Below are 26,261 nucleotides of genomic sequence, written 5' to 3'. Positions count from 1 at the left end.
GAGGAACCTCCATCCGATCAGGCTGCAGGCCGGGTAACGACCCCCTTGTCCCGCTCGTTGACGAAGCGAGACCCGCACTTGTGACGTCTACGGGCCGCGCTCATCTCGCTACACGGCACACGGCTGCCCGTCCTCATCGACGCTGAAGCCCAACGGCGCGCGATTCCTGACTCTGCTACGAGAGTTCACCCATCGCCGCCAGGCTCACCGCGGTGATCACGCACGCCACCGCGCAGCTCAAGGCGGTGGCCCGCAGCCACCCACGGCTCCGGCGCTCGGGCCGGGGAGGCGGCTCGGAGATCCAGTACGCGTCCAGCAGGGCTGCATACACCACCGAGTCATCACGTCGTGCGTCCGTGTCCACGGCCCTCCCAACGCGCCTGTCCCCGCTCTGGGATGCGCGTGACTCGCCCCGTAGCGGGGTCGGGGCGGGGTTAAGGGAGGGTAAGGAGCCGGGCACTTCCGGACCGCTCCGGATGAGGGACGCGGGCCGACATAGCCGGGTGAACACAAGCTATCGACGCCCGGCGCGAGTTCGCCGTGGACTCTCCAACCAGCATGCCCTTGACCAGTAAGTCACCCGATAGGGGTGGCACCCACTCACTCCGAGAATCTTGCACCTGCGTCGTGTCCATCCACTGGACGGATGGAGCGACGTGGCTTTCCAACTCGTCGAGACATTGGTCCCCGTTCCGTTCACCCCATTGGAAACTCCCAACTCGGCGACCAGGGCCGTCGGCCGCTGGCCCCATGGTTGCGGATGATGTCGCGGCCGGGCTGCAGCCGGCCGGTGCACAACAACGGCCAAGGCCTCATCGATGGTGGCCTGGTGACCGCGATCCCCGCCTGATGGTGGCGGTTCCGGCAGACGCCAGGTGCCCCCAGTTCACGTCCCCGCAGCGGTCGGCGGGTGTGGGTGGGATGGATCAAGCGGGCTGTCCGATAGGGCGGATGGTCAGGGTGTTGAGGTCGACGCCGGCGGGTTGGGCGAGGGCGTAGCCGATGGCCTCAGCCACGGGCTGGGCCGGCATGGCGAAGGGGGGCGGGGTGCCGCCGTCCCAGAAGGTGGTGTCGATCATGCCGGGGTTGACGAGAGTGACTCCGACGCCGACGGTGGTGGCGTACATGCGGAGGTTCTCCGCCAGCCCGGTGACGGCCCACTTGGTGGCCGAGTACAGGTTTCCCGGGGCGTTCTTCAGCCCGGCGACGCTGCCGATGAGTACCAGCCTGCCCTGGGTCCGCTGGAGGTGGGGAAGGGACGCTCGGGCCAGCAGGGCCGGGCCCATGACGTTGGTGAGGACCATCGGGGGCCACAGGGTCGGATCACCTTCTTCATGGGTGATGGTCGCGCCGCCGGTTGGGAAGTAGTCGGCGGAGGTGAAGCCCGCATTGGCGACGGCTGCGTCCAGAGCGCCGAAGTGCTCCACGGTCTGAGCGACGGCGGCCAGGGTGGCGTCCCAGTCGGCCGCGTCGGCGATGATCCCGAGCAACTCCTTGGGCCGTCCGGCCTCCTCCAGGAAGGCCTGCAGCTTCTCGGGGTTGCGGCCGGTGACGGCGACACGGTGGCCCTGCTCCAGGAGCAGACGGGCGGTGAGGGCGCCGATCCCGCTGGTGGCTCCGGTGATCAGTACGGTCTTGCTGGTCACGGTCATTCTACCGCCTGCTCGATGTGTCCGTCGGTGGTATCGGACGGAGTGCGCTGGGTGGTTGGAGTGGGTGCGGACTCACGCCGCCACGGCACGACGAGTTCGTCCTTGGCGCCAAACCGCACCAAGTGGCGGGCGATGACGTCTTCGAGACTCGCCAGCTCCTCCCGTGCGTTGCTCTCGACGCGCAGCAGCAGCGCGCCGTCGACGGCGGTGAGGGTGCCGGTGCCGTTCGGGAAGACGAGTCGTCCCTGACCGCTCTCCTGGTCCCATGCCGTTTCGATGCGCCGGCCCAGGTGGGCCGCGAGCTGTTTGGCGTAGCGGTGGGGCCTGTCGGTGCCGACCCGGGCTTGGGAGTGGTAGGTCACTGCTGTACCTCCACCTGGTTCACCTCCACCTGGTTCACGCTCGCCTGCGCGAAGCCGTTCATGGTCGTCTCGCCCCGCTCGGGGGTGCCCTCGAAGCTGATGTATCCGGTGTTGAAGCCCTCCCACAGCTCGACCCAGCTCGCGAGGGCCGCCTCCGGCAGCCCCCACTGCGACAGTGCCTGCCGCCAGTCGTCGCGCTCGATGACCTGCGCCGTGACCGGCTGCCCAAGCCCTGCGGAGAAGGCGGAGGCGACGTCGTTGGGGGAGCAGTCGGTGGCAGCAGCCAGCTCGACGGTGCGGCTGTCGGGGCGCTGCAGCTCGCGTACGACGGTGCGCGCGATGTCCTCAACGGCCGCGTGCGGGACCGGCTTGTCCAGCGGCGAGAAAAAGCTGGGCAGGACACCGGTGCGCATGGCCGGGAGGCTGGGCAGCCAGTTGGGCATGAAGTTGCCCGGTCGCACGAAGCTCGCACCCACCGTATGCAGCACCTGCTCCAGAATGTGGGTGGTGACGATGTTGCCGGTGCCCTCCGGGTGTTGCGCGCCGATCGAGGACAGCGCGACGGCTCGGGTGCCGGTGGCGTCCAGTGCGGTGCGGTAGGACTCGGCGATCGAGCGGGCAGAGACCAGCATGTCCTCGCTCCCGTAGTCCGGCGGATTCAGCACGTACGCCGCCTGCGCCCCGGTGAACGCGTCGCTCAGCGCGGCGGCGTCGTGGACGTCGGCGTGGGCGACCTCGGCTCCCCGGCTGGCCCATTCCCGGCCGTCCCGCCCGGGGCGCAGGACGACGCGGACGGGCAGGTCCTGCTGGAGCAGGACGCGGGCGACGGCACCACCGGTCTGGCCGTTGGCTCCCAAAATCACGAACATTGCGCAACTACCTTCAGGTCTGGTGTTTGTCCGCATTCCACCGTGCGCCCCGGCACTTCCGCCGTCCAAGACCTGTTCTGCACCACGTCATGCATAATCCGTATCGACCCAGTTCAGAGCGTCATGAGCGCCCTGGAGTCCAGCCGGATGGCGTTACAGTCGATACATGCCCGACACCCCTGAGGCGCCCGCGGACCTGGACCTGCGGCTGGTGCGCTACTTCACCACCGTCGCCGAACAACACCACTTCGGCCGCGCCGCAGCCGTCCTGCACCTCGCCCAGCCCTCCCTGAGCCGCCAGATCCGGCGTCTGGAGGAGCAGCTGGCCACCCGCCTGCTGGACCGCACGCCCCGCGGCGCCGAGCTCACCGAGGCCGGCGAGGTATTCCTGCCCCGCGCCAAGGCCCTGCTGCGCGCGGCTGCGCAGGCCGTGGCGCAGACCCGGGCGGCGGCCGAGCCGACCCGGCTGACCGTCGGATACACCACCGGCCTGATCATCACCCCCGCCGTACGGGCGCTGCGACGCCGGCACCCGGATGCCGACGTGCACACCCTGCACCTGGCCTGGGATGAACCCCGCCAGGCCCTGCTCGACCACCGCGTGGACGCGGTGGTGGGCCGCCTGCCGTTCGCGACCGACCAGCTACACGTCACGATCCTCTACGACGAGCCGCGGGTGCTCCTGGTGTCGGTCGACCATCGGCTGGCGGGCAAAGATTCCGCCACCCTCGATGACATCGCCGACGAGCCCACGCCCCGCCTGCGCGACGCCGCCTGGAACGCGTTCTGGCGCATCGACCCCCGCCCGGACGGGAGCCGCGCACCCGAAGGGCCGCTCGTGGACTCGGTGGAGGACAAGCTCGAACGGGTCGCCGCCGGCGACGCCGTCGCCATCTCACCTGCCGGGGCGACGGCGACACACAGCCGCCCGGATCTGACGACGATCCCCCTGGAGGGAGTCGAACCGGGCCACGTCGTGCTCGCCACCCGCGCCGACGACCGCAACCGCCTGGTCACCGCCTTCCGTACCGCCGCCCAAGCCCACTGCACCGCCCCCACCCAGCCCTGAGCAAGGGGGGGCGGCCGGGAAGGACGCAGCGCATCCGCACACTGCTTCCGGGTACTGATGCCCGTGCGGGGCCGCATTGCGTGCAGTAGAAGACGTCCGCTCGTGGTGGTGTCGGAAACCGACCACACCTGTGGCTATCCCTAAGGGCTCGCAGATCATTAACGTGTTGCTTCCCGTTCTGGGATTCGTTGAGGTGGTATGCGTATCCCGGACGAAACTCGTGCCCAACTCTCGGTGAAGTTCGCAGTGTTGTTCCCGCACCTGAACGAGCGGCAGCGGCGGCTGTTGATGGCCGCGGAGGCCCGAGGGTTGGGACACGGGGGCATCCGGGCCGTGGCGCGGGCTGCAGAGGCGAGCGAGACGACGGTCCGCAAGGGCGTCCTTGAACTCGAGGCCGGAGAAGACCCGTTGGGCCGGGTTCGGCGACAGGGTGGAGGTCGCAAGCGGGTCGCTGATGTCGATCCCGGCCTGCGGCCCGCACTGCTGGCGCTGGTCGAGCCGGATGAGCGCGGCGACCCGATGTCGCCACTGCGGTGGACGGTGAAGTCCACTCGTACCCTCGCAAGGGAACTGACCCGCGCCGGGCACCGGGTCGGTGCCGATACCGTTGCCGACCTGCTGCGGGAGGAAGGCTTCAGTCTGCAGGCCAACACCAAGACGATCGAGGGCAGCCAACACCCGGACCGCGATGCCCAGTTCCGTTACCTCAACGAGCAGGCCCGCGAGCACCGGGATGCCGGGCAGCCGGTGATCAGTGTGGACGCCAAGAAGAAGGAACTCGTTGGCGAGTTCAAGAACCAGGGACGCCAGTGGCGGCCGGCTGGCGCCCCGGTTGCGGTGCACGTTCATGACTTCGCCGACCCGCAGCTGGGCAAGGCGATCCCGTACGGAATCTACGATCTGGCGGCGAACACTGGCTGGGTCAACGTCGGCACGGATCACGACACCGCCGCGTTCGCCGTGGAATCGATCCGCCGCTGGTGGCGCGGCCAGGGCCAGGACGCCTACCCGCAGGCGACCCGGTTACTGATCACGGCCGATGCGGGCGGCTCGAATGGCTACCGTACCCGCGCCTGGAAACTCGAACTCGCCCAACTCTCCGCCGAAACCGGACTGTCCATCACCGTGTGTCACCTGCCGCCAGGCACATCGAAGTGGAACAAGATTGAGCACCGGCTCTTCTCCCACATCACCATGAACTGGCGTGGCCGACCGCTGACCAGCCACGAAGTCATCCTGCAGACCATCGCGGCGACCACCACCCGCACCGGACTGCGCGTGGACGCCGCACTCGACACGAACGCCTATCCGACCGGCGTCCGCATCGGCGACGCAGAAATGGCCGCGCTGCCGCTGACCCGACACGCCTTCCACGGCGACTGGAACTACGTCCTGCATCCCCGGCCCGCCGTCCCGGCAGCCCGAACCCCACAGACGCCGGAGCCGGAGTGGGACCAGGCCCTTCTGTCGGATCCGGCACTGACCGGCATGTCCCGGCAGCAACTGGACGACCTCACCGAGACGTTGGCTGCCGACGGCGACACCCGGCGTGGCCGTCCGCCCCGGCTCTCCTTCCCCGAACAGGTCCTGGCTACCGTGCTCCACCTGCGGGTCGCCCTGGCCGCGGAACCCCTCGCCGTACTCTTCGCCAGCAGCCGCACAGCCATGCACCGCACACTCCTGAAGAACAGGCGACTACTCAAGGCGCACGGCATCATCATTCCGCCCGCGACGACTCCACCCGTCGCCCTCTCCGCCCTCCAGGCCCGGGTCCACACCCAGACCAGAGAGTCCAACAGCAAGATCAAGACGACGAGTTAATGATCTGCAAGCCCTAAGGGCTGTCCCGTAAAGATCTTGAAGTCGCCTCGGGCATGGTCGGCCGCCGTGCGGCCCACTGGCCTATCCGGCGGGAGCGAGGTTGTGCATCCGGCGATGCCGACATGGCGTGGTGGACGCCGTCGCCTTTGAGGCGGCAGTCGCGCAGGATCTTCCAGGTTTTCATGCGGGCGAAGACGTGCTCGATGCGGGGGTGCGGGCTCGGACCTGCTGTGGGACTTGTTGTGCTGCTCCTTCCGGTCCGGAAGTTCACTCTGGCCATGCGTGCGACGATGCGGGATGACCAGTCCGGTGCCCGGGTAGCCGCCGTCGGCGATCGTGACCGTGTTGCCGACGGCATGCTTGGCGCCGGACTCCTCCCATGCCTTGCAGTCGTTGCGGTCCCCGGCGAGTGGTCGGCCGATCACGACGACCAAGTGGGTGTCGGCGTCGATGACGACCCGATGGTTGGTGGAGGACTGGTAGTTCTTCGACCGTTCGGCGATGATGTGGTCGCGGGTGGGGACCAGGGTGCCGTCCACGATGAGCACGGTGTTCTTGGCGAATCGCTTGCGGGGCTGGACTGCGAGCAGGGGTCCGAGGTGGTTGATGATTCGGCTGGCCGGCGACTTCGAGACGCCGAACAACGGAGCGAGCTGCCGCAACGTCAGATAGGTGCCAGTAGGCCCTGACCAGCAACACCCGGTCCTCCAGCGGCAGACTCAACGGCCGGCCGCGGTGGACCGCTTCCGCTCCATCGCGCCGCAACAAGGTCAGCAGCTTGCCGAAGCACCGCGGGCTCAACCCCGCATACGGGGCTATCCAGGACGGCGCCTCCCGGCCGGCGCGGTGCTCGTCCTGCTGTGCACTCTCGCCGGCCGCTGGCGGTACCGCTCACGGGCATCGTCTGCGCGGCCACAGTCGCCGCCGGAGTCGCCCGAGCCTCCGCGGCAAAGAGGATTCCGAGAACAGGGCACGGGTGAACTCGTTGGCCCCCGGTGTGGCTTTGTGTCTGAGAGCGGGAGTCGTTTCGAGGTGGCTGTGGGAGTCACCTTCTGACCGAGTTTGTGGTGTCGGCTTGTTCTGATGTCACCTGGGTGCTTGCGGTGGGACGGTGGATTGTGCTTTTCCCGCAGGGGGCCCGATGGGGAAGTCTCAGTCGAAGGTCGATCTGTACGCCGCAATCCGCCGTGACCACCGCGGCGGCTTGTTGCTGCGGGCTCTTCAGCGCAAGTACAACGTCTCCTGGCGGACGGTACGGCGGGCTGTGGACGGGCAGTGGCCGGAGGAACGCCGCAAGCCGCGGCAGCGGGAGTCACGGCTTGATCCTTACAAGCCTCTGATCGATGACATCCTGTGGGCGGACGTCGATGCGCCGGCGAAGCAACGTCACACCGCTCAGCGGATCTTCGACCGGCTCGTGGACGAGTACGGGGCCTCGACATCTCGTATCCCATGGTCCGCGCCTATGTGAGGGACCGTCGGCCACAGGTACGGCGGGATGCAGGGGTTGGTCCGCAGGCGATGTTCGTGCCGCAGACGCATCTGCCGGGGGCAGAAGCCGAGGTGGACTTCGGCGAGTTGCACGTGGTCCTGGCGGGCGAGCTGACCCGGGTCTATCTCGTCTCGTTGCGGCTGTCGTATTCGGGCAAGGCGGTGCACCGAGTGTTCGCCACCGCAGGTCAGGAAGCCTTCTTCGAGGGGCATGTGCATGCTTTCCGCGTCCTGGGCGGCGTCCCGAGAGCACAGATCCGCTACGACAATCTGCGGGCCGTGGTCGAGCGCGTGCTGGGCTTCTCCCGCGGGCGGGTGGAGGCGGACCGTTGGACGGCGTTCCGCTCGCATTGGGGAATCGAGCCGTTCGACTGCCGACCCGGCATCGAGGGTGCCCACGAGAAGGGCGGAGTCGAGGGGCAGATCGGCTACTTCCGGCGCAACCACTTCGTGCCGATCCCCGAGGTCGCTTCGCTGTCGGAGCTCAACGCGATGGTCGATCAGTGGGACCTGGCCGATGAGCGGCGGCGGCTGCGGGGCCGCACCCACACCATCGGCGACTGCTTCGACCAGGAACGGGATCTGCTGCGGCCGTTGCCGACCGAACTGTTCGAGACGGGGCGCTGGTTCACCCCGAGGGTCAACCGGTTCAGCCAGATCGGAGTCCGCGGCAATGCCTACTCGGTGCCGGTCCGCTACATCGGGCGTCAGCTGCGGGTGTTGCTGCACGCCAACGACCTCGTCGTCTATGACGGCCGCAGCGTGGTCACCCGGCATGAGCGGCTCGGTGGCCGGCACGGTTCGCGTCTGGTCCTGGGCCACTACCTGGAGGCGCTGATGCGCAAGCCGTGTGCTTTCCCTGGGTCGACGGCCCTCGAACAGGCCCGTTCGGCAGGCCGGTTCACGCCGGTCCACGACAAGTGGTGGGCTGCGGCGAAGGCCGCCCACGGTGATGCGGCCGGCACCCGGGCGCTGATCGAAGTGCTGTTGCTGGCCCGGCACATGGACCACGAGCAAGTGGTGGCCGGGTTGGCTGCCGCCCATCGGGCAGGGGCCCTGACCGCCGATGCCGTGGCCCTGAAAGCCCGGAAACTCACCGAGTCCGACGTCGAGCCCGCCTCGCCGGACCATGCCGGGGCGAAGCCGGCGACGGGGGACGAAGGCCCGACCGCGTCGGTGACCTCCCTCGCCGACTGGAAACTGCCCCATCTCCCGCCCGACACCCGGCCACTGCCCTCCGTGGCCCACTACGACCACTCCTGCAACGGCCTGGCCGCACGGCCAGCGAGAAAGAAGGATCATGATGCGCAAGCGTGGGCTGACCGAAGAAGCCGCGACCGCTTCCATCGACCAGGCTTGCCGCATGCTGCGGCTGCCCACCATCCGACAGCAGTTCAAGGCGTGACCGACGGCGCCGCCCGCGAGCAGATGTCCTACCGGGCCTTCCTCGCCGAGTTGTCGATGGCGGAGTGCGACGACCGGGCCCGGCGCCGGTCAGAGCGACGCATCCGGGCCGCGTCGTTTCCTCGCGAGAAGAGCCTCCGGGCCTTCGACTTCGAGGCCAACCCCAACGTCGACCCGGCCACCGTCAACACGCTCGCGACCTGCGAATGGGTCAAGAAGGGCGAACCGCTCTGACTCATCGGCGACTCCGGCACAGGCAGGTCACACTTGCTGATCTCGTTGGGCACCGAGGCGGCCATGCAGGGCTTCCGGGTCCGCTACGTGCTGGCCACCAAGCTCGTCAACGAGCTGGTCGAGGCAGCGGATGACAAGCAGTTGTCCAAGACCATCGCCCGCTACGGACGCGTTGATCTTCTCTGCATTGATGAGCTGGGCTACATGGAACTCGACCGGCGCGGCGCGGAGTTGCTGTTCCAGGTTCTGACCGAGCGGGAGGAGAAGAACAGCGTCGCCATTGCCTCCAACGAGTCGTTCAGCGGCTGGACGAAGACCTTCACCGACCCCCGTCTCTGCGCGGCCATCGTCGACCGGCTCACCCTCAACGGCGCCATCATTCAGACTGGCACCGAGTCCTACCGCCTCGCGCACACCAAGGCCCAGGCCGGGCAGGCCGCAGCGAGCTGACTCCTGATCATGACCGGTAGGCGGGCTCGGTTCGTGGATGTCGGCGGTGATGGGGCTCCCTGGAAGTAGGTCCCCAGTCCAGCTCTTCGCTTCAGTTGGTTATGGGCTCAACCAAGGGCGTCTGCATCGGTGTTGGCGGGTGCTTCGGCTGACGTGGTGGTTACCTCTCGGTGCCTGAGACGCGGATCAGCAGGTCCAGGAACCGGTCGCGTTCAGCTGCCGAGAGGGGCGCGAGCAATGTGTCGTTCGCCTCGCGGGCTGCCTTCTCGCAGCGCTCGAGCAGACGTCCGCCTTCTTCGGTGAGTGACACCGCGTTCTTGCGGCGGTCCACCGGGTCCGGCTCACGGACCACGAGGCCGGCTCCCTGCAGGTGGTTGAGGACGCCGACCAGGTCCTTGGGGTCGAGAGAGACGCTGCGGCCGAGGTCGGCCTGGGTGACGGGGGCGAGGTCACGTACAGCGGAGAGCACCACGTGGTGCCACATCCTCATGCCCTCGGCGGCGAGCGCGTCGGCCACCAGGGCGCGGCCGCGCGCGGCGGCACGGCCGAGGAGCCAGCTCGGCAGGGAGCGGATGGCGGGGAGAGGGGCTGCGGTCATGACGGCAATCTAGCGAAAATCCGTTGGGACGCCCAATGACTCCCACGTATCGTTGGAGTACCCAATGATCTCGTTGTTCGTGGAGGTGTGATGCGCCGCATCCGGTATGAGTCCACCGGTGGTCCCCTGTTCCTGGAGGAAGCCCCTGTGCCCGAGGCGGGTCCAGGTGAGCTCCTGGTGCGCTGCGAGGCCGTCGGGGTGACCCTGCCCGTCGTACGCAAGGTCACTGAGGCCGCGGAGCCGATCCCGCTCGGCGGCGAGATTGCCGGTGAGGTGGTGGCGGCCGGCGCCGGGGTCACCCGCTTCCGGCGCGGTGACCGCGTGACCGGACTGTGCTTCGGGCACGGCTACGCAGACTTCGCCGTTCTGCACGAGCCCATGGCCTCCTCGGTGCCCGCCACCGCGAGCGCAGTCGATGCCGTCGCACTGGTCCGTAGCGGGCTGGTGGCGCTCGGTGCACTTCAGGCCGCGCGCCCGGAGCCAGGGGAGTCGGCGCTGATCACCGCGGCGGCGAGCGGAGTCGGACACCTTGCGCTCCAACTGGCCAGGGTGCGTGGTGCGTCGCACGTCGTGGGCGCAGTGTCCAGCGTCGGCAAGGCGGAGTTCGTGCGCTCGCTCGGAGCCGACGAGGTCGTCACCTACGACGCCCACGAGTGGGGCGAGCCCGTGGACTACGCCCTCGACGCAGTGGGCGGAGGTCTGCTTCCCCCGGCGATCGCCGCGCTCTCGCCGGGCGGCCGGCTTGTCGCGTACAGCTCGGGTGGCGGGTCCGTCCAGGCGTACGACCTGCTGGTGGGCGCGAAGTCCGTGATCGGGTTCCAGATGGCACTGATCGCCCGAGGGAAGCCGGAGTTGTACGAGAAGTGGCGGCAGGAGTTGTGGCGGCTGTTTGCTGAGGGTGCGCTGAAGCCAGTGGTGCACGCGGAGTTCGCGCTCGAGGACGCGACTGAGGCACACAAGACGATCGAGACGCGGAGCAACCTGGGGAAGGTGGTGCTGAGTCCGTGACCGCGGACACCCGGTTCACCACACCGCTAGCACTCGCACTGCCCCAACGCAGCCCGCGTCGATGTTGGTCGCTGACTCGTGGACACGCTCGCATCACAGCCACGCGGCACTGACGGGTTGCCGTAATGGGCCCAGTGACATCAATTCTCACCAACATTGATGATGAAGAGCGGGCGCGGGCGACTCCCGAACTCACATCGAATGACATCCACGAAAATTGACACAGCCACCCGGTGTCAACCGACGCCGGTGTCAACGCCGGTCGGCTGCGCCGCAACTCACAGGCCTAAGGAAGCGCAGGCAGCCTCCTCCTAGGCTGTGCTTAGGTGCCGGTGCCGGTGCCGGTGCCGGTGCCGGGTGCCGGGTGCCGGGTGCCGCAGACTCAGGCTGCCGGCGGGCGGAGGGCGACGGGGACAGCGCACACCCGGCCCTCGCTGAACCCTGCGGCGTCCACGCCGAGCGCAAGGTTGAAGCGGCCGCGCAGGTTCTCCAACGCGATGATGTGGGTGAGCTCCACCAGCTGGGCATCGTCGAGGTGTCGGCGGAGCCGGGCGAAGAGCTCGTCGGAGACGTGCACGGGTGTGCGGCTCATGCCCTCCGCGTAGTCCAGCACCAGCTTCTCCACGTCGCTGAAGAGCGTGCTGTCCCGGTGGGAGGACAGGGCCCGCAGTTCATCGTCGCTGAGGCCCCACAGGCGCGAGATCTGCGAACCCATATCGATGCAGTACGCACACTGGACGACCGTGGCCGCCTTCAGCTCGGCCAGAGCCCGCAGCCGCTTGTCGACGCCGTGGAGTCTCGCCGTCGCCTGTTCGAGCCCGCCGTAGCCGGGGCCTACCGCAAAGGCCTGGCCTGGAAGAACGCCCTCGCCGAACTCGGAGCGACCGGCAAACTCACCCGCGCCTACCGGCCCCAGACCAACGGCAAAGTCGAACGCTTCAACCGCACCCTGCTCGACGAATGGGCCTACCAGCGGCCCTACACCAGCAACACCCAACGCACCGCAGCCCTGGCAGACTTCCTCCACACCTACAACCACCACCGCAGCCACACCGCACTCGACGGCCACCCACCGATCAGCCGTGTGAACAACGCTTCAGGTCAATACACCTAGCCCGCAAAGAGAGCCAGGTAGGTGGTGCGCCTCTTCGGTGACTTCCGCATCCGCCGAGGCACCTGTCAGCGCGCGGCACAGCTGGGCGTCCTTCTTGCCCACCACGTACCAGCCGGATCCCGGGCGGTTGAGGCGTTCCTGTTCGGACTCCAGGTAGAGATGTCCGGTCCGTACGTTGTCCAGGAAGGTCGCGCTGAGCCGACGTGCTTCCATGAGCGGGCTGGTCACCAGCAGGTTCTCAAGCGCGGTCAGGCCGTTGCGGTGCCGATCGACCTCTTCGAGCTGTCCTCCGCTGCCGCGCCCGCGGCTGATGAGAGTGAACTCCTGCGCTCCCTGCGTGCACCACGTCGACTGGAACGCATCGACCTCATCGGTGATCACGACGCGGCAGTGGCACAGCACGAACTCCAGCACGCTCATGTCTCCGACGACCCGCCCGCCATTCACCTCGGTCGGGCACCTTGCAGCGCCCCTTGATCAGGTTGTGGTGGTTGGTGACGATGATGTCGGCCTCGGCGGCCTGTCGGACGTGCTCAAAACGTCGGCAGACTCACATCCGAGGGCACAGATGCTTGCCTGCATGGTCGGACCCGGAGGGGCCGTCGAGCCAGCGCAACTGGGTGCAGGGGAGCCTGGAGCGGTCCGGACGCGGGCCGTCCACCTGCCACCCGGTCATCTCGCACCCGCCGGCGAACTGCTCGAACCGGTCTTCACGGCCCTGGGCGAACGCGAGCTCCGCCTGGTTGTCGTGGCGCGAGGACGCCACCCGTGCCACCCCCGCAAGGGCTCCCCAGCCTGCCCTGCGATGTCCTGGACTGAGGCGACCATCTCCTCGCCCATCGCGTCGTCCGCAGCCAACTGCTCAGCAGTTCCCAGCCCTTCACGGACGCGGGCCAACCACAATGAGGACCGGGCCCTGACCGCTCGCCGCGAGTAGGTGGGCCGCATCCCGCATCAGCACGCTCTTGCCCACCCCGTGGGCGCGTTCAGCAGCGTCATCGGCCCGGCGGGCAGCCCAGCTCCGCCGTCGTACGACCGAAGGCGTCGGTGAGCCGCTCGAAGAATGCCTTCAGCAGGCCCGGCTACCACCCGAACTTCTCCGGCTTCGCCTGCACTTGGCCGACCATGCGCTGCATCACCGCATCACCGCATCACCGCATCACCGCATCACCGCGTCGCCCGGCAGCCTCACCTCGTCGAGGAACGGCTCGGTGCGCAGCCGGACCGGCGCCACGTAGGCGTCCTTCTCGCTGGCGGGAATCTCCACCGTGAACTGCTTGGTCCCGCCCGAACGACCAAAGGCCCTCACCGGCCGTCGGCAACGCCGCCTCCAGCATGGCCCGCCAGCCCGCGGCCTCCTCAATGAGATTCTCGGCAAGGACAAGGGGCTCCTGGGCGTGGCAGGCCACCAGCTAGCGGGGCTCGTCCGTGTTCGACTCCTCCGGGATCCGGAACAAGGCGGGCGACTTCCGAGTCGCGGACGACCGCGGAGAACTTCGCGGTGTCCGCGTCGGCGCAGGCGGAGCGGCCCGGCGCCTGCTGGCGGAGACGGCGCTCATCGCTGAGCCTGCTGCGTGCACCCGGTTCACGACCTAGGCATCGGTACGCCCCATTTCCCGGAGCCGCACGTCGTGGGCGCGGGCACCGCGGCGGGGGAGCGGATGCGGCCGCTGCGCCAGCGCTGTGACGTGGGCATGGTCGTACGTGGCCTCGACACGGACCGGCGTGCGGTCGAGCAGCTGGAGTACGAGCTCGGCGTCATCGAATGCCTTGGTTACGAGGCGTACTTCCTCGCTGTCGCGCAGGTCGTTGCCGACACCCGGGCGATGGGTGTGCGCGTCGCTGCGCGCGGCTCCGGTGCCGGTTCCATGGTCAATCACAGCTTGTTCGTCGCCACTGCGAATCCGCGCGAGCACCGGTTGTCGTTCGAGCGGTTTACCGAGAGGCGGACGTCGTTGCCTGACATCGACCTCGACGTCGAGTACGCGCGCCGCCTCGATGTGTATGACGCGATGACGACCTCACTCAGGGCGTTGGACATGTTCTCTGTGAGCTCCTCAGACGCCCGAGATGCATCCTTCCGTCATGGCTTTGGGTACCTCGCCGCTGCTGCCTACGACCTTCGCCAACCAACGCACCAGAGAGACAGTGTCTGCCATGCCGGATCGGACCTTGGCCTCGCTTGGCCAACTCAGTAGCAAGATCGTGGCCCCGGTTGAACTGATCGTAGGCTGTGGTGCCGACCTTGTACGGGTTGCCGGTGACGAAGGGGCGCTCGGGTTCGTCGCTTGAGCTGCCCAGCCGCGGCGATGAGCCACGTGGCGGTACAGGGCGAGAGGCAGCCCCCCATGCTCCCTGCTGCGAACAGCCAGCCCACCTTTTCATGCTCGCAGAACGGGTCGACGGTGTCAGCATCGACGCGCGCACTCCCCGCTGAGGGGACCGATCCCGCGGTCAGCGAACTGGCGGTGCCCGCCGACGCAGCGGACCGGCTACGCACCGAACGCCTCAACGAGGTCGTCGTCCACGGGACGACTTCCCGGATCAGCCGTGCCCGCCGGCTGCTGCGCTGGGGCCGGACGGACCGGAAGGCCCACGCTCCTCCGAGAAGCACGGAGACGACCCACCCAGCGTCCGCCACCCGCGCCTGGACGAGGACGGCACCGTCCACTTCGACGAAGAACCCACAGAGGACGACGCGGCCTCCTCAACGGCGCCGAGGTACGCACGCGTTGTGTTGTGCAGCCCTATTCCTCGGACGTCAGGACCATCAGGGAGCGCGGTACTGAGCGCCTGCTGGGGTGCACTTCCAAGGCGCCCTCATCGTTCACGAGCGCGCGCCGCCTGGGTAGGTGCGCTCGGCGATCGCAACGTCCCGCTCGTCGAGCGAGCCCTCGAAGTACAGCACGCCGTGGATGAGTTCGCTTCTGACGGCCGAGGTCGGCCAGCGGGACAGGAGTGCCTTCGCGGTGAAGGGCTCATCGGCGGGCGGCAGATCAGTACGAAACACGGGCAACTCCTCGTGCGGATGGGCATGTAAATCGCGCGCCTCCGGCTACCAGGTGCCCGAGCGGAGCCGCTCGGCGTCCTTGTACCAGCGCGCAGGGTGGGCTCGTCGCTCGTGAGGGCAGTCAGCGGCTTGTCACCGCCTGCCGGGTGTGCTTCCACCGGCGGCAGGCATGCATCCGTGGCACGTGGCCGCTGATCGCCGAACATCTGCCGCACTCGTCGGGTGAGGTTCAGCGCCTGGCCGTGTTCTCGGCGCGTGCTTCGAACTGGCCTGGCTGCCGCCGGGTCCATCGGCGCGATCACCGCTCACGCCCCCTGTGCCGCCGTGGGGAAGGGCAGACGAAGTGCCGTGCCCTGCACGCCGGTTCGGCCTTTTTGGACCAGTGGATCCGGTGTTGTTTGGTCCTGTCTGTCAGGTCATGGCGGGGGCAGGGTGGGGGGACCTTGATCTTTGTGGGGGTCTCTTTGAGTATCGCGTTTTTGCTTACCACTCTGGTGGTGGTGGTCACTCCTGGCAGTGGGGTGGTGTTCACGCTGACCGTCGGGCTGTCCCATGGCCGCCGGGCGGGTGTGGTCGCTGCCTTCGGCTGTACGCTCGGCGTCCTGCCGCATCTGGTGGCGACGATCACCGGCCTTGCCGCGCTCTTGCACGCCAGCCCTGTCGCGTACGAGGTGGTGAAGTACCTGGGTGTCGGTTACCTGCTGTACATGGCGTGGGCAACGCTTCGGGACAAAGAGGCACTGGACGCAAAGAGCACGACGGAGCCGCGACCGACGGCCCGACTGATCGCTTCCGGGGTACTGGTCAACCTTCTCAACCCGAAGCTCACGATGTTCTTCGTCGCGTTCCTGCCGCAGTTCGTGCCCGCCGGCGAGTCCGGCTCTTTGGCTGCGATGCTGCGGCTCAGTGCCGTGTTCATGGCGCTGACCTTCGGCGTCTTCGCCGTGTACGGGATGTGTGCCGCCCTCGTACGACACCGCCTGCTCGCCCGGCCGAAGGTGATGACCGGCATCCGCCGGGGGTTCGCCGCCTGCTTCGTGGGCCTGAGCGCGTGGCTGGCGGTGGCGTGACATGCGATTCCGACACGCGGACACCATCTGGTCCGACTATCCCGAACTCACCGCAGGCGTCCTCCGAGCCGCCGGCGTGGGCCCCGCGGCCGAAGTCGGCCCGCGTGTAACCGAGTTCACGGCCCGTGCCGCCGCCCGGCTGGCCGGCGCCAGTGAAGGCACGTTTCCCGAAGTCCTGGCCTGGCGGCGGGCCTTCTCCCGGATGGGGCTCAAGCCGACGCAGTACCGCTGCGCTTCGGAGTCGTTGTTGCGCCGGCTGAGGAGGGAAGGAGGCCTGCCGCGCATCCACCCGGTGGTCGACCTGTGCAACGCGATCTCCGCCGCGTACGCCGTGCCGGTGGCCGTCCTCGACGCCGACCGGATCGTCGGCCCACTGCTGGAGGTGCGCTACGCCCGCGGCGACGAGCACTGCACGACTTTCGGTGGCGGCACCGAATACCCCGCACTCGGCGAAGTGACCTTCGTCGACTCCGCCGGGCGGGCCCACGCACGCCGCTGGACCCACCGTCAGAGCGGCCACTCGGCGGTCGGCGAGCACACCAGGAGGATCCTGGTGGTGGCGGAGGCCATGCACGACGACGGAGCTGAGCTCATGCCCGGGCTGTTGAAGACTCTCGCTGAGGAACTCGCCACGCACTGGCCGGCCGACCCGGCAACCGCCGTACTCACCCCGTCCGCACCAGAGTTCGGCTTCGGCGGCTAGGCCAGGCCCCTGCGAGCAGGAAGAAGCCGCGGTGGCGTATGACAGCATGGCCCCAGTGAACACGGGGACACAGGTAACGCGCGGAGCAGCTGCCACAGCCACGACCGGCGCCCCGCCAACGGATCCCGAATCCGCGCCGACGGATCCCGAATCCGCGCCGACGGATCCCGAATCCCCGCCGACGGACTCCGAATCCCCGGCGTACGGTTCCGACTTCCTGCAGCTCGACGCGGCTGACGTACCCCTGGGCGGCAAGGCGGCCTGGCTGGCCCGGCGACTCCGACAGGCTATAGCCGACGGCCGGTTGACCGTGGGAAGCAGGCTGCCGCCCACCCGCGTGCTGGCCGCCGAACTCCGCCTCTCGCGCGGGGTGATCACCGAGGCCTACCGGCGACTGGCCGAAGACGGTCACGTGGAGGGACGTCGGCGCGGCGGGACGGTGGTGGTCGCCGCACCTTCCCTCGCGCAGGTGCGGGCCCGTGCCACCGGCCTGTACCGGAGCCCGGCACCGGCCGCGCCCGACCGGAGGGTGCCGGGCGCGGTTCCGGACCTGTTCTCCGGTGAACCCGGTGCGGACGTGTTCGACACCCTGCGCGCCACCCACGCGCGCATCGACTTCACGCCCGGCCAGCCCGACCTCACCACGTTTCCCCGAGCGGCATGGCTGCGCGCCGAACGGGCGGTGCTCGCCGGCCTGTCCTTCGAGAACCTCGGCTACGGCGACCCCCGCGGAGCGCCACAACTGCGGCGCGCCGTCACGGCTTGGCTTGCGACCAGCCGCGGTATCCGGGTGGAGCCGGACGAGGTTCTTGTCGTCGCCGGCACAGCACAGGCGCTCACCCTCCTCCACCCGGTCCTGCGGGACGACGGGATCGACAGTGTCGCGGTGGAGGACCCGGGCTCGCTCGGCACCCGCCAGCACCTCCAGAACGGAAACCTGGCCACCCCACCGGTTCCGGTCGACCAGGGTGGTGTGCGTGTCGATGCCCTGCGTGCCACCGGCGCTCGCGCGGCGCTGCTCACGCCCGCCCACCAGTTCCCCACCGGTGTGGTGACGAGCGGGGAGCGCCGCCGCGAGCTGCTGCTCTGGGCACGGGACGGCGGGCTGGTCATGGAGGACGACTACGACGCGGAACACCGCTACGACCGGCCGCCTGTGCCCGCGCTGCGCGCCCTGCTGGCCGACCGGGTGTGCTACATGGGCAGCGTGTCCAAGCTCCTCGCCCCCGCCCTGCGCATCGGCTGGGTGGTACCGCCGCCCCGCTACCGAGCCCCGCTCACCGAGGCGAAACGCTTCACCGACCTGGGCAATGCGGTGCTGCCGCAGCTGGTCCTCGCCCGCCTGATGGAGTCCGGAGACCTGGAGCGCCACCTCCACCTGCTGCGCCGCCGTCATCGAAGGCGCCGCGACGCGATGATCGCCGCGCTCGCCGAGCACCTGCCGGGCGCGGTCGTGCATGGCGCGGCCGCCGGCCTGCACCTGACCGTCACCTACGCGCCAGAAGTGCCCGACACCGATCTCGCGGCCGCCGCGCTCGCCCGGGGCGTGAAGTGCCAGCCGCTGTCGTGGCACCGCCAGATACCCGGCAATCCCGGCCTCGTCCTCGGCTACGCGGCCACCCCGCCAGGGAGCGTCACCGAAGGTGTGGCGATTCTGGGCGAGGCACTGCGCGAGCTGGGCTGACCCACCGCGCGACGCGGGCCGGACGCCGGTTCTCGTGGCTCCGGAGGCATCGCACGGCAGCGGGTGTTTGGGGTGGGCCCGGGCGAAGTCGCCGCTGATATCCGCCTGGGTGGCGTGCGTGGCCGCTGCGTCATTCCTGATCAGGCCGTCGAAGTTCACGGTCGATGCCGCGCGTCAGCATCAAACTACCGGCGATCGGAGCGGAGAGTACGACACGGCAGACGAGTTCGGTTCCCTGTTTGCGGTGGGGGAGACAGAAAGCCAGTCCGGCGATCACGACGGCCAGCGCCAGGAGCGTGAACCCGTACATGACTTCCGGAATGGCCGGCGACGCCTGGGAGGTTCGCTTCTGGCGCGCCTGGGACCGTTCGTTGTCAGCGGTCGCGATCATTTCAATGGCGGGGCGCGTTCTTGTCGGACGTCTTCAGATCTGATCGGAGCCGGGTGCTCCATACGCTGGGCACGTCGGACGTCTGGCCCTTGGCCATGCGCGGCCGCTCGTGGAACTGAACGGCACGCGCATATCAGACCGTATCCGCCTGGAGTTTCTCCGAGTTTCTCCCGAGCCGGCCCTTCCACGAATTCCGCCACTTCGTAGAGGTGATCCACGGCCCCAGCCTCGGTTCGACTCGCCTCTCCCGTGGCCCTGAAGGATTCGGCGGTGACGACGATGGCAGAGGCGGGATTCAAGGTTGTGAGAGTCTCTGCTGGGCTGATGAGGTCCCGCACGGTGACGGATTCAGCGTTCTCGCCGACCCGGCGTACACGTGAGAAGTGCTTGAGCAACAGTCCGATGGCCAGCGCTGAAATCGCGACGGCTGCAGGGACCCACGTGCTCCGAGATCATCGGGGAAGGGGACCTGGAGAAGGAAGCGAAACGCGCACCCGGGGGGGAGTGTTCCGAAGTCCGGTCAGCGGATCAGGCCGTACGGGTACCGGACCGCGCTGCCCGCCGCGGCGTTCCAGGGCCGCGCTGCGGCCAATCGGTTGGGCCCGCGGCTTGATCTCAACTGCGGTTGAAGTTGCGGGATCTGTCCGTACGGCGAGCCGGGGACGAGAGCTGCGGCCCTCGCAAGGTGGGGAGTTGTCGTGAGTAACGCAGATAGCGTCCTTGTCATCGGCGCAACCGGAAACCAGGGCGGCGCCACAGCAGAAGAGTTGCTTTCTCGCGGCTGGAGCGTGCGGGCGATGGTCCGCAACCCGGACAAGCCTGAGGCCCGGGAACTCGCACGTCGCTCAGCGGTACTGGTCCAGGGCGGCATGGACGACGAAGCGTCACTGCGCCGCGCGATGACCGGTGTCCAGGGCGTGTTCAGTGTGCAGGCGCTGGCGTACGACCCGGCGACCCTGGCCGCCGAGGTCCGGCAGGGCAAGGCGGTGGCGGGCGCCGCCCAAGCAACCGGGGATCGAGCACTTCGTGTACAGCTCCGTGGGCGGCGCCGAACGCGGCACCGGGATCGGCCACTTCGAGAGCAGGGCCGAGAGCGGGCGGCACATCCTGAATTCTCGGTCTGCCCGTCACCGTGCTGCGGCCCGTGTTCTTCATGAACAGCCTGCTGCACTACGCCGGCGCCGCGGGTGAATGCCTCATCGCGCTCCCCGCCATGCCGGACAAGCCCATGCAGCTGATCGCCGGCGACGGCATCGGATTCTTCGCCGCGGCCGCCTTCGACGAGACGCGGCACTTCCTCGGCCGCCGGATCGGGCTGGCCGGCGACGAGATCACCTTCCCTGAGGTGGCGGCGGTCTACGAGCGGGTCACCGGCACGCCCACACGCTTCGAGGCCCTGCCGATCGAAGAGCGCATGTTCGAGTGGTTCGCGGAGGAGGGTCGCCAGGGCTACCAGGCGGACATCCCCGCCCTGCGGTACCTGCATCCCGCCCTCATGTCGTTGGAGGACGCCCGCAGCGCCGGCTGCCGTCCCGCACAGGGACCTCCCAGGCCAGAGAGCTCCCTACTTTCTGGCCGCGCGGAGCCGAACACAGGCCCGAGGCGCATCGGCCGAGAGAGGGCTCGGTTGCATCTTCCCGCGGTGCGGCACCGGCCGTGCGCTGCCAGGATGCAGGTGGCTGCGGCGCCGGCTTCGAGCACACCCGCACCGCGAGGAGCCTTGAGCGAGAGCAGAGCAAAGAAGCGGGTGCTGGCCGGCCGCACGGCGGTGGTCACCGGCGCTGCCCGGGGCGTCGGTGAAGCCGTCGCGAGACGGCTGGACGCGAGGGGCGCCACGGTGGCGCTCGTAGGGCTGGAGGAAGACAGGCTCGCGGAGGTGGCCGACTCCCTGCCGCCGTCAACTCGGTACTGGTCCGCGGACGTCTCGGACGACGAAAGCCATGTCCCATGCCGCCGACCAGGTCCGTGACCGGCTGGGACCGGCTTCAGTCGTCGTGGCGAACGCCGGTGTCGCGGAAGGCGGGCCGTTCGTCGGCTCCGATCCGGCCACGTGGCGCCGTGTCTTCGAGGTCCATCTCATCGGCAGCGCGCCCGCCCGCAAGGTCTGCCCGGCCGACCACGTGGCCGACCGCCTCGTGCGCGCGGTGGAGCGCCGCGCCGCCGGCGTGTATCTGCCCCGGCTGGCTCCGCGGGCTGCAGGCCGTACGCGCCGCACTGCCGCCGCTCGTCACGCGCCTTTTCCAAGGAGCAGTCACCCGCGCGGACTTCACGTCGAGGGGACTCTTGGGCGCCGGGGGAGAGGCCGCGGGCCCGCAGCGACTCGTTCTCGGAGCCGTACGTGAAGTGCCGTACGTGAGGTGCCGGGCAGGCTCTGTGCCGGGCAGGCTCTGATGGCCCTCAGGGCGTGAGCACGGGTTTGATCATGCCGTCGTCCTTCGACTGGAACGTCGCGTAGGCCGCCGGCCCTTCCTCCAGCGGCAGGGTGTGGGTGGCGAAGTCGTCGACGCCCAGGATGTCTTCGTCGTCGAGGAGCGGCAGGATGTCGTCGACCCAGTGTTTGACGTTGGCCTGGCCCATGCGCAGGTGGAGCTGCTTGTCGAACATGGTGAGCATGGGGACGGGGTCCACGGCACCGCCGTACACGCCGATGAGCGATACGGTGCCGCCGCGGCGGACCGCGTCGATGGCGGTGTTGAAGGCGGCCATGCTGTCCACGCCGGCGTGGCTCATCAGCTTCTCGCCGACCGCGTCCGGCAGCAGGCCGGCGACTCGTTGAGCGGCCTTCGCCAACCGCGCGCCGTGTGCCTCCATGCCGACGGCCTCGATCACGGCATCGGTGCCGCGCCCTTGGGTCCGCTTACGGATCTCGTTACCGACCCCGTCCTCGTGTTCCCGCAGATCGATGGTGTCCACTCCGCGCGCTGCGGCGCGGCCGAGCCGTTCGGGGACCAGGTCCACGCCGATGACCTGGCTCGCGCCTCGGTGCAGGGCGATCCGGGCGGCCATCTGCCCGATGGGTCCGAGGCCGAGCACACTCACGCTTCCGCCCTGCGGGATGTCGGCGTACACCACGGACTGCCATGCGGTGGGCAGGACGTCGGACAGGTAGAGGAAGCGCTGGTCGGGCGGCCCGTGCTCGACCTTGATCGGCAGAGTGTTCCCGAACGGGACACGCAGCAACTCTGCCTGTCCGCCCGGTACTTGGCCGTAGAGCTTGGTGTAGCCGAACAGGGCTGCTCCCATGCCCTGTTCGGTCACCTGCGAGGTCTCGCACTGTGAGTGCAGGCCCTGGTCGCACATCCAGCAGGTGCCGCAGGAGATGTTGAAGGGTACGACCACACGGTCCCCGACGGCGACGGCTGTGACCTCGGGCCCGACCTCCTCGACGATGCCCATCGGCTCATGACCGAGAATGTCCCCCGGATCGAGGAACGGCCCGAGAACTTCGTACAGGTGCAGGTCCGACCCGCAGATCCCCGTCGACGTGACCCGCACGATGATGTCGGTCGGTTCGGCGATCTGCGGGTCGGGAACGGTATCCACCCGAACGTCGCGCCGCCCGTGCCAGGTCAGAGCCCTCATCGCCGTCTCCCGTGGGTCTTCTCCCCCGTCTCGTCCAGCCTGAGGGACGGTGCGTACGGACGCCAGCGGAGCCAGCAGGCTCCTGCCGCACCGGGGCCGCGAGATCGGCGACGTGCACCGCGTAGAGCGGGAGACCGTTGGCAGAGGACGCGGGCCAGGCGCAGTGCAAGTGCCATCGGGCGGAGATGAGGCCGATTTCGGCTCGGCAGGCTGTACGACCTCGCACGTGACCCGCGCGAATGTGGCAGCCGTGGGAGCAGGCCTCGGCACGTCCGCAATCGTGCGGGGACGCAGGCGCCGGGGGCACAGCGGCACGGCCGCAGTCTCGGGGAGCAGATCCCGGGCGAGCAGATCCCGGGCGAGCAGATCCCGGGCGGGCAACCCCGCCCCCAGGCATCCGGCCCGGGCACCACGCGGGGTTCCTTTGCTGCGCGGCTCGTATGCGGCACGCGACGACAGTGACGGGGAGGCAGCGGCGGTGACAGGTCTGCTTCCGTGTGACATTCATGGTGGCCGTGCTGCCGGGGTGCGGGGCCCTGGCGGCGTGACGGGCTGTGGTCGTGCGGGCGTTGCAGCGTTTCGTAGTCGTGGGCCTGTTTCGTCCTCAGTCTGTTGGTCTTCGGGTACGAGAGCCGGGCAGCGCCCGGGGGCCCGGTCTTCGCTGTGGTGGTGAGCGAAGTACCGGGCCTGAGCGCACAGTTGGCTGTGCAGGGGTCGGGGTAGGGCGGGGTTGCAGGTCAGGCCGTTGCTCGCTGCGCGTCCTGGGTCAGGTAGAGGGGGTCTGCGGCCGGGGTGGCCGGGAGGGGCTGCTCGGTGAGCGTGTTTCCCGTGGCGGGGGCCGGGACGGTGCGGCTGCGTCGGCCCAGTTCGGGCAGCAGGCTGGCGAGGCCGAGTAGGGCGATCGCCGCGCCGAGCCAGAGCGGGGAGCGCAGTCCGAAGTTTTCGACGAAGGCGCCGCCCAGGGATGAGCCGATGATGACGCCGAGGGTGATGAAGGAGGAGTGGACCGTGTTCACGAGCGGGCCCGGGTTGCCGGTGCGCTGGACGCGGGTCGCCATCGCGGGGTTCATGGTCACGCCGACGAGGCCGATGCCCATCATCAGGACGACTGCTGCCGTGCTGACGTCGGCGAGGATGGCGAATGCGGTGAGGAAGAGTGTGTTGAGGGTGAGTCCGACGGCCTGGACGCTCACGGTCCGGCGGTCGGCGAGGCGGCCGACGATGCTGTTGCCGATGACGGTGGCGGCGCCGTAGGCGATGAGCAGGACGGGGACGGTGGATTCACGGAAGCCGCTGATCTGGGTGAGGATGGGGTTGAGGTAGGTGAAGGCGGAGAAGGTCGCGCCGATGATGAGGGTGCTGGTGGAGAGTACGAGCCAGAGTTGCGGCTTCTTGAACACCTGGGCTTCTTCGCGGAACGTGCCGCCGAAGCTGCCCGGGCGCTCAAGGCGCGGAACCCCGAAGAAGGTTGCCGCGGCGGCGATGACGGTGAGCAGCGAGATGGCCCAGAAGGCGGCGCGCCAGCCCAGGTTGCCGCCGATGAAGGTGGCCATCGGCAGGCCGAGGAGGGTGCCGAGCATCAGGCCGTTCATGGCGACGCCGATGGCGCGGCCGCGGATGTCCTCCCGTGTCACCGTGGAGCACACGGAGACCGCGACGCCGAAGAACGCCTGCGCCGCGATGCCGGTGATGATGCGGGCGGTGAGCATGGCGCCGTAGCTGGTGGCGGTCGCGGCGAGTGCGTTGCCGGCGAGGAAGATGGCGAAGAGGGTCAGCAGCGCGGGTTTGGGGCGCAGTTTCGTCAGTGTCATGGTCAGGAACGGCCCGCCGATCGCCATGGCGAGGGCGAACGCGGTGATCAGGTAGCCGATCTGGGGGATTGTCGCGCCGAGTCCCTGTGCCATCTGGGGCATGAGGCCGGCGACGACGAACTCGCTGGTCACCATGGCGAAGATGCCAAGGGCCAGCACATAGACGGTACGTGGCATGAGCGGGTCACGTCCTTACGTGAGGTCGCTTGCGCAATAGTTTTGTACTGAGCTATCTAAAACTGAGGCAGGCCGAAGAGTGAAGGGGTGGAGACGGGAGAGGTCAGGGGGCGAGTGCGTCCAGGGCGGTCTTAGCGATGGACTCGAGTGCGGTGCGGTCGAGGCCGTTCCGGGCCGAGATGCGCATGCCCGCGATGGTCGCGTTGAGGAACAGGGCGACCTCGCGCGGCTCTCTGGCCCGCGAGATCTCTCCGGTGTGCTGACCGGAGGCGATCACGTCCTGAAGGGCCCCGAGGCGGCGCTGAAGATCGCGCTGCAGCAGGCCGGCGGCCTCCGGGTCGCGCAGGGAGAGTTCCGCTGCGGTGTTGACCCCCAGGCAGCCGATGCCCAGGCGCTCACGGCGGTTGCTCTCCTCTGTGTCGATGACCCGGCGAAGCAGCTGCCGCAAACGGGCGAGGGGCGGCAGGGTCACGTCATCGAGGATGGCCGCCTGGCCGTCCGCCATGCTGTCGAGGTAGTGCCCCAACGCCCGGACGAACAGGGCGTGTTTGCTGACGAAGGTGTTGTAGATGCTGCTGCGCCCCAGGCCGGTCGCCGTGCAGAGGTCCTGGGTGGACGCGGCTTCGTATCCCTTCTCCCAGAACAGGCGCATCGCACCCTCCAGGGCGCGTTCCTCGTCGAAGGTTCTCGGTCGTGCCATGCCGGAAGCGTACACGTATTGGACCGATTGTTTCAAAACTCTCGGTGGCCCCGGAACCCTTCAGGCCCCGAGTGCGCCGGAGCCGGAGACGACAGGAATCGAGCTGGGCGAACTCGCCGCAATGGAACGGGTGTTACGGCGCGGCGAAGCGTGCCACACACCCACAGACCGGTGAGGCGGAGACCAGAATCCCCACGACGAAGCTCAGCGGTCTCGAGCAGGGCCCCGTCGACGCGCTGCGCACCCGCCCGGGCGGGGGAGACCCCCATCGCCGCCAACTGCCGCGAGATGCACGGGAGATGCCTCCGTGAAAGGACGGGCGCGGTCCGCCGGGAAGCGGCAGGTAGAACAACGGCATGAAGGAAGCGATGGTTTCGTTGCCGTGTTGCTGTTGGCCGTGTGGGTGGTGTGGAATGGGTGGAGTTTCTTAGGCCTGGTCAGTGGTCTGGGGAGGGGGGTGTGGCGGGGTGCGATGTGGTGGATGTGCCTGTGCTGCGTCGCGCTCTTCGCGGCTTGGCTCCGTGGCCTTTTCAGCGGAGGTCTCGACACCAAAGAGGCATGCCGGTCCGTCCGCCACCGGCCCTGCGGCGGTGCCTACTGGGAAGCCCGCGCCGAGCAGTTTGGGAAGTTCTTCCCGCTGCACAGCATGTGCAACGAGCACTACGGCATGGTGCCCGCGTGGGTCAATCCGACTGCCGTGACCTGTGTTGTCGTCGCGCTGATCTCTGCCGCCGTCGTGCTGTGGTTCGGTATCGCACGTCTCATCGGTACGCCCGGAAAGGGGAATCCGGCGCGAACCTGACGGCCGCCACACCTGTGGAGGGGCGGGACATGGGGGAACGGCTGGCCCGTCCCGGGCGAGGCGACCGCCTTCGCCATCGAGCAGCGGCCGTAAGGTCCCACTTGTCGAAGGTGACTCCGCCACCGTCCTCCTGCATGTAGCCCGATCGCGACCGGAGCCGGTGCGCCAGTGGGCATTGAGGTCGCAGTACTCAAGGCCATATCCGGTCTCGCTCTCGTGGGAGCGGCGGCCACCACCTTCGAGAATGGGCCTTGGGTTG

At 68.7% G+C, this 26,261-nt stretch carries 24 protein-coding genes and 6 pseudogenes; 16 read left to right on the top strand and 14 right to left on the bottom strand.

Annotation, left to right across the window (positions count from 1 at the left end; translation table 11 throughout):
• Positions 1 to 175: 175 nt before the first annotated feature.
• The 4 genes from QIT00_RS37180 to QIT00_RS37165 all read right to left on the bottom strand — a co-directional run bounded on the left by QIT00_RS37180 (position 176) and on the right by QIT00_RS37165 (position 2,883).
• Complete coding sequence (locus QIT00_RS37180; RefSeq protein ID WP_282539923.1) at positions 176 to 364, bottom strand: hypothetical protein; 189 nt, start codon at positions 362 to 364, stop codon at positions 176 to 178.
• Positions 365 to 926: 562 nt separating this feature from the next.
• Positions 927 to 1,652: an SDR family oxidoreductase gene (locus QIT00_RS37175; protein ID WP_408909934.1), complete on the bottom strand. Its 726-nt coding sequence runs from the start codon at positions 1,650 to 1,652 to the stop codon at positions 927 to 929.
• Positions 1,649 to 2,014, bottom strand: a complete 366-nt coding sequence (locus QIT00_RS37170) for a DUF2218 domain-containing protein (protein ID WP_282539921.1) — start codon at positions 2,012 to 2,014, stop codon at positions 1,649 to 1,651. The genes QIT00_RS37175 and QIT00_RS37170 overlap by 4 nt, the downstream gene beginning before the upstream one ends.
• Complete coding sequence (locus tag QIT00_RS37165; RefSeq protein WP_282539920.1) at positions 2,011 to 2,883, bottom strand: NmrA family NAD(P)-binding protein; 873 nt, start codon at positions 2,881 to 2,883, stop codon at positions 2,011 to 2,013. The genes QIT00_RS37170 and QIT00_RS37165 overlap by 4 nt, the downstream gene beginning before the upstream one ends.
• Positions 2,884 to 3,049: 166 nt before the next feature.
• Between QIT00_RS37165 and QIT00_RS37160 the strand changes: the two genes are divergently transcribed.
• On the top strand, positions 3,050 to 3,952 hold the full coding sequence (locus QIT00_RS37160) for a LysR family transcriptional regulator (protein ID WP_282539919.1): 903 nt from the start codon (positions 3,050 to 3,052) through the stop codon (positions 3,950 to 3,952).
• A 198-nt stretch (positions 3,953 to 4,150) separates the two neighbouring features.
• Entirely contained in the window at positions 4,151 to 5,773 is a 1,623-nt protein-coding gene (locus QIT00_RS37155) for an ISAzo13 family transposase (protein ID WP_282539918.1), read from the top strand.
• Between the two features lie 81 nt (positions 5,774 to 5,854).
• Here the strand turns inward: QIT00_RS37155 and QIT00_RS37150 are convergent.
• Positions 5,855 to 6,592 (bottom strand): annotated as a pseudogene (locus tag QIT00_RS37150) (transposase).
• 322 nt (positions 6,593 to 6,914) lie between these two features.
• Between QIT00_RS37150 and QIT00_RS37145 the strand changes: the two are divergent.
• The 3 genes and pseudogenes from QIT00_RS37145 (at position 6,915) to istB (ending at position 9,352) form a co-directional block, all read left to right on the top strand.
• The gene (locus QIT00_RS37145) at positions 6,915 to 7,244 is read left to right on the top strand and encodes a hypothetical protein (protein ID WP_282539927.1); all 330 of its coding nucleotides are present in this window, start codon (positions 6,915 to 6,917) and stop codon (positions 7,242 to 7,244) included.
• Positions 7,226 to 8,008: pseudogene (istA, locus tag QIT00_RS37140) on the top strand (IS21 family transposase); the annotation flags it as partial. The gene QIT00_RS37145 and the pseudogene istA, both read left to right, overlap by 19 nt.
• A gap of 556 nt (positions 8,009 to 8,564) precedes the next feature.
• A pseudogene (gene istB / locus QIT00_RS37135) lies at positions 8,565 to 9,352 on the top strand (IS21-like element helper ATPase IstB).
• Positions 9,353 to 9,512: 160 nt separating this feature from the next.
• Here the strand turns inward: istB and QIT00_RS37130 are convergent.
• Positions 9,513 to 9,950 (bottom strand): MarR family winged helix-turn-helix transcriptional regulator, encoded by a 438-nt coding sequence (locus tag QIT00_RS37130; protein WP_282539917.1) that lies wholly within the window; start codon positions 9,948 to 9,950, stop codon positions 9,513 to 9,515.
• A 90-nt stretch (positions 9,951 to 10,040) separates the two neighbouring features.
• Here QIT00_RS37130 and QIT00_RS37125 point away from each other — a divergent pair, with 90 nt between their 5' ends.
• Positions 10,041 to 10,958 (top strand): quinone oxidoreductase family protein, encoded by a 918-nt coding sequence (locus QIT00_RS37125; RefSeq protein WP_282539916.1) that lies wholly within the window; start codon positions 10,041 to 10,043, stop codon positions 10,956 to 10,958.
• Between the two features lie 382 nt (positions 10,959 to 11,340).
• Here QIT00_RS37125 and QIT00_RS39120 read toward each other — a convergent pair whose 3' ends face one another.
• Positions 11,341 to 11,955 (bottom strand): carboxymuconolactone decarboxylase family protein, encoded by a 615-nt coding sequence (locus QIT00_RS39120; protein ID WP_408909936.1) that lies wholly within the window; start codon positions 11,953 to 11,955, stop codon positions 11,341 to 11,343.
• On the opposite strand from QIT00_RS39120, the pseudogene QIT00_RS37115 reads away from it, so the two are divergent.
• Positions 11,845 to 12,072 (top strand): annotated as a pseudogene (locus tag QIT00_RS37115) (integrase core domain-containing protein); the annotation flags it as partial. The gene QIT00_RS39120 and the pseudogene QIT00_RS37115 overlap by 111 nt on opposite strands.
• Here the strand turns inward: QIT00_RS37115 and QIT00_RS37110 are convergent.
• Complete coding sequence (locus QIT00_RS37110) at positions 12,055 to 12,492, bottom strand: hypothetical protein (protein ID WP_282539915.1); 438 nt, start codon at positions 12,490 to 12,492, stop codon at positions 12,055 to 12,057. The pseudogene QIT00_RS37115 and the gene QIT00_RS37110 sit on opposite strands and share 18 nt — an antisense overlap.
• Before the next feature lie 130 nt (positions 12,493 to 12,622).
• The gene (locus tag QIT00_RS37105; RefSeq protein WP_282539914.1) at positions 12,623 to 12,838 is read right to left on the bottom strand and encodes a hypothetical protein; all 216 of its coding nucleotides are present in this window, start codon (positions 12,836 to 12,838) and stop codon (positions 12,623 to 12,625) included.
• An 865-nt stretch (positions 12,839 to 13,703) separates the two neighbouring features.
• Here QIT00_RS37105 and QIT00_RS37100 point away from each other — a divergent pair.
• Positions 13,704 to 14,270, top strand: coding sequence for a hypothetical protein (locus QIT00_RS37100; protein WP_408909933.1), 567 nt, complete (start codon positions 13,704 to 13,706; stop codon positions 14,268 to 14,270).
• A gap of 111 nt (positions 14,271 to 14,381) precedes the next feature.
• Positions 14,382 to 14,861, top strand: a complete 480-nt coding sequence (locus tag QIT00_RS37095) for a DUF5954 family protein (RefSeq protein WP_349017241.1) — start codon at positions 14,382 to 14,384, stop codon at positions 14,859 to 14,861.
• A 38-nt stretch (positions 14,862 to 14,899) separates the two neighbouring features.
• Here QIT00_RS37095 and QIT00_RS37090 read toward each other — a convergent pair whose 3' ends face one another.
• Positions 14,900 to 15,082 carry a hypothetical protein gene (locus tag QIT00_RS37090; RefSeq protein WP_282539912.1) on the bottom strand — a complete coding sequence of 61 codons (183 nt, stop codon included), beginning with the start codon at positions 15,080 to 15,082 and terminating at the stop codon, positions 14,900 to 14,902.
• Between the two features lie 464 nt (positions 15,083 to 15,546).
• On the opposite strand from QIT00_RS37090, the gene QIT00_RS37085 reads away from it, so the two are divergent.
• The 3 genes from QIT00_RS37085 (at position 15,547) to pdxR (ending at position 18,539) form a co-directional block, all read left to right on the top strand.
• Positions 15,547 to 16,152 carry a LysE family translocator gene (locus QIT00_RS37085; protein WP_282539925.1) on the top strand — a complete coding sequence of 202 codons (606 nt, stop codon included), beginning with the start codon at positions 15,547 to 15,549 and terminating at the stop codon, positions 16,150 to 16,152.
• 1 nt (position 16,153) lies between these two features.
• Positions 16,154 to 16,855 (top strand): B3/B4 domain-containing protein, encoded by a 702-nt coding sequence (locus tag QIT00_RS37080; protein WP_282539911.1) that lies wholly within the window; start codon positions 16,154 to 16,156, stop codon positions 16,853 to 16,855.
• A gap of 217 nt (positions 16,856 to 17,072) precedes the next feature.
• The gene (gene pdxR, locus QIT00_RS37075) at positions 17,073 to 18,539 is read left to right on the top strand and encodes a MocR-like pyridoxine biosynthesis transcription factor PdxR (RefSeq protein WP_408909935.1); all 1,467 of its coding nucleotides are present in this window, start codon (positions 17,073 to 17,075) and stop codon (positions 18,537 to 18,539) included.
• 130 nt (positions 18,540 to 18,669) lie between these two features.
• Here pdxR and QIT00_RS37070 read toward each other — a convergent pair whose 3' ends face one another.
• Positions 18,670 to 18,930 carry a hypothetical protein gene (locus QIT00_RS37070; RefSeq protein WP_282539910.1) on the bottom strand — a complete coding sequence of 87 codons (261 nt, stop codon included), beginning with the start codon at positions 18,928 to 18,930 and terminating at the stop codon, positions 18,670 to 18,672.
• Between the two features lie 698 nt (positions 18,931 to 19,628).
• Here QIT00_RS37070 and QIT00_RS37065 point away from each other — a divergent pair.
• The 3 genes and pseudogenes from QIT00_RS37065 to QIT00_RS37055 all read left to right on the top strand — a co-directional run bounded on the left by QIT00_RS37065 (position 19,629) and on the right by QIT00_RS37055 (position 21,321).
• Positions 19,629 to 20,087, top strand: coding sequence for an NmrA family NAD(P)-binding protein (locus tag QIT00_RS37065; RefSeq protein ID WP_282539909.1), 459 nt, complete (start codon positions 19,629 to 19,631; stop codon positions 20,085 to 20,087).
• Positions 20,084 to 20,278, top strand: a pseudogene (locus QIT00_RS37060) (NmrA/HSCARG family protein); the annotation flags it as partial. The gene QIT00_RS37065 and the pseudogene QIT00_RS37060, both read left to right, overlap by 4 nt.
• Positions 20,279 to 20,599: 321 nt before the next feature.
• Positions 20,600 to 21,321 (top strand): annotated as a pseudogene (locus QIT00_RS37055) (SDR family NAD(P)-dependent oxidoreductase).
• A 6-nt stretch (positions 21,322 to 21,327) separates the two neighbouring features.
• Here the strand turns inward: QIT00_RS37055 and QIT00_RS37050 are convergent.
• From QIT00_RS37050 to QIT00_RS37040, 3 genes are all read right to left on the bottom strand, one after another.
• Positions 21,328 to 22,512, bottom strand: a complete 1,185-nt coding sequence (locus QIT00_RS37050) for a zinc-dependent alcohol dehydrogenase (protein ID WP_282539908.1) — start codon at positions 22,510 to 22,512, stop codon at positions 21,328 to 21,330.
• Positions 22,513 to 23,249: 737 nt separating this feature from the next.
• Positions 23,250 to 24,500, bottom strand: coding sequence for an MFS transporter (locus QIT00_RS37045; protein WP_282539907.1), 1,251 nt, complete (start codon positions 24,498 to 24,500; stop codon positions 23,250 to 23,252).
• 103 nt (positions 24,501 to 24,603) lie between these two features.
• Positions 24,604 to 25,200, bottom strand: coding sequence for a TetR/AcrR family transcriptional regulator (locus QIT00_RS37040; RefSeq protein ID WP_282539906.1), 597 nt, complete (start codon positions 25,198 to 25,200; stop codon positions 24,604 to 24,606).
• Positions 25,201 to 25,507: 307 nt separating this feature from the next.
• Between QIT00_RS37040 and QIT00_RS37035 the strand changes: the two genes are divergently transcribed.
• Positions 25,508 to 26,002, top strand: coding sequence for a hypothetical protein (locus QIT00_RS37035; protein ID WP_282539905.1), 495 nt, complete (start codon positions 25,508 to 25,510; stop codon positions 26,000 to 26,002).
• Positions 26,003 to 26,261 lie beyond the last annotated feature (259 nt).

The organism is Streptomyces luteolus, assembly GCF_029968015.1.
Classification (GTDB): domain Bacteria; phylum Actinomycetota; class Actinomycetes; order Streptomycetales; family Streptomycetaceae; genus Streptomyces; species Streptomyces luteolus.
The sequence above is the reverse complement of the archived record's forward strand: the minus strand, read 5'-3'. Positions and strand labels throughout refer to the sequence as shown.

Coding starts and splice junctions, on each gene's coding strand:
- QIT00_RS37175 (WP_408909934.1), bottom strand. CDS start 1,652: ATGACCGTGACCAGCAAGACCGTACTGATCACCGGAGCCACCAGCGGG.
- QIT00_RS37165 (WP_282539920.1), bottom strand. CDS start 2,883: ATGTTCGTGATTTTGGGAGCCAACGGCCAGACCGGTGGTGCCGTCGCC.
- QIT00_RS37160 (WP_282539919.1), top strand. CDS start 3,050: ATGCCCGACACCCCTGAGGCGCCCGCGGACCTGGACCTGCGGCTGGTG.
- QIT00_RS37155 (WP_282539918.1), top strand. CDS start 4,151: ATGCGTATCCCGGACGAAACTCGTGCCCAACTCTCGGTGAAGTTCGCA.
- QIT00_RS37145 (WP_282539927.1), top strand. CDS start 6,915: ATGGGGAAGTCTCAGTCGAAGGTCGATCTGTACGCCGCAATCCGCCGT.
- QIT00_RS37130 (WP_282539917.1), bottom strand. CDS start 9,950: ATGACCGCAGCCCCTCTCCCCGCCATCCGCTCCCTGCCGAGCTGGCTC.
- QIT00_RS37125 (WP_282539916.1), top strand. CDS start 10,041: ATGCGCCGCATCCGGTATGAGTCCACCGGTGGTCCCCTGTTCCTGGAG.
- QIT00_RS37110 (WP_282539915.1), bottom strand. CDS start 12,492: ATGAGCGTGCTGGAGTTCGTGCTGTGCCACTGCCGCGTCGTGATCACC.
- QIT00_RS37095 (WP_349017241.1), top strand. CDS start 14,382: ATGAGCCACGTGGCGGTACAGGGCGAGAGGCAGCCCCCCATGCTCCCT.
- QIT00_RS37080 (WP_282539911.1), top strand. CDS start 16,154: ATGCGATTCCGACACGCGGACACCATCTGGTCCGACTATCCCGAACTC.
- QIT00_RS37070 (WP_282539910.1), bottom strand. CDS start 18,930: ATGATCGCGACCGCTGACAACGAACGGTCCCAGGCGCGCCAGAAGCGA.
- QIT00_RS37050 (WP_282539908.1), bottom strand. CDS start 22,512: ATGAGGGCTCTGACCTGGCACGGGCGGCGCGACGTTCGGGTGGATACC.
- QIT00_RS37045 (WP_282539907.1), bottom strand. CDS start 24,500: ATGCCACGTACCGTCTATGTGCTGGCCCTTGGCATCTTCGCCATGGTG.
- QIT00_RS37040 (WP_282539906.1), bottom strand. CDS start 25,200: ATGGCACGACCGAGAACCTTCGACGAGGAACGCGCCCTGGAGGGTGCG.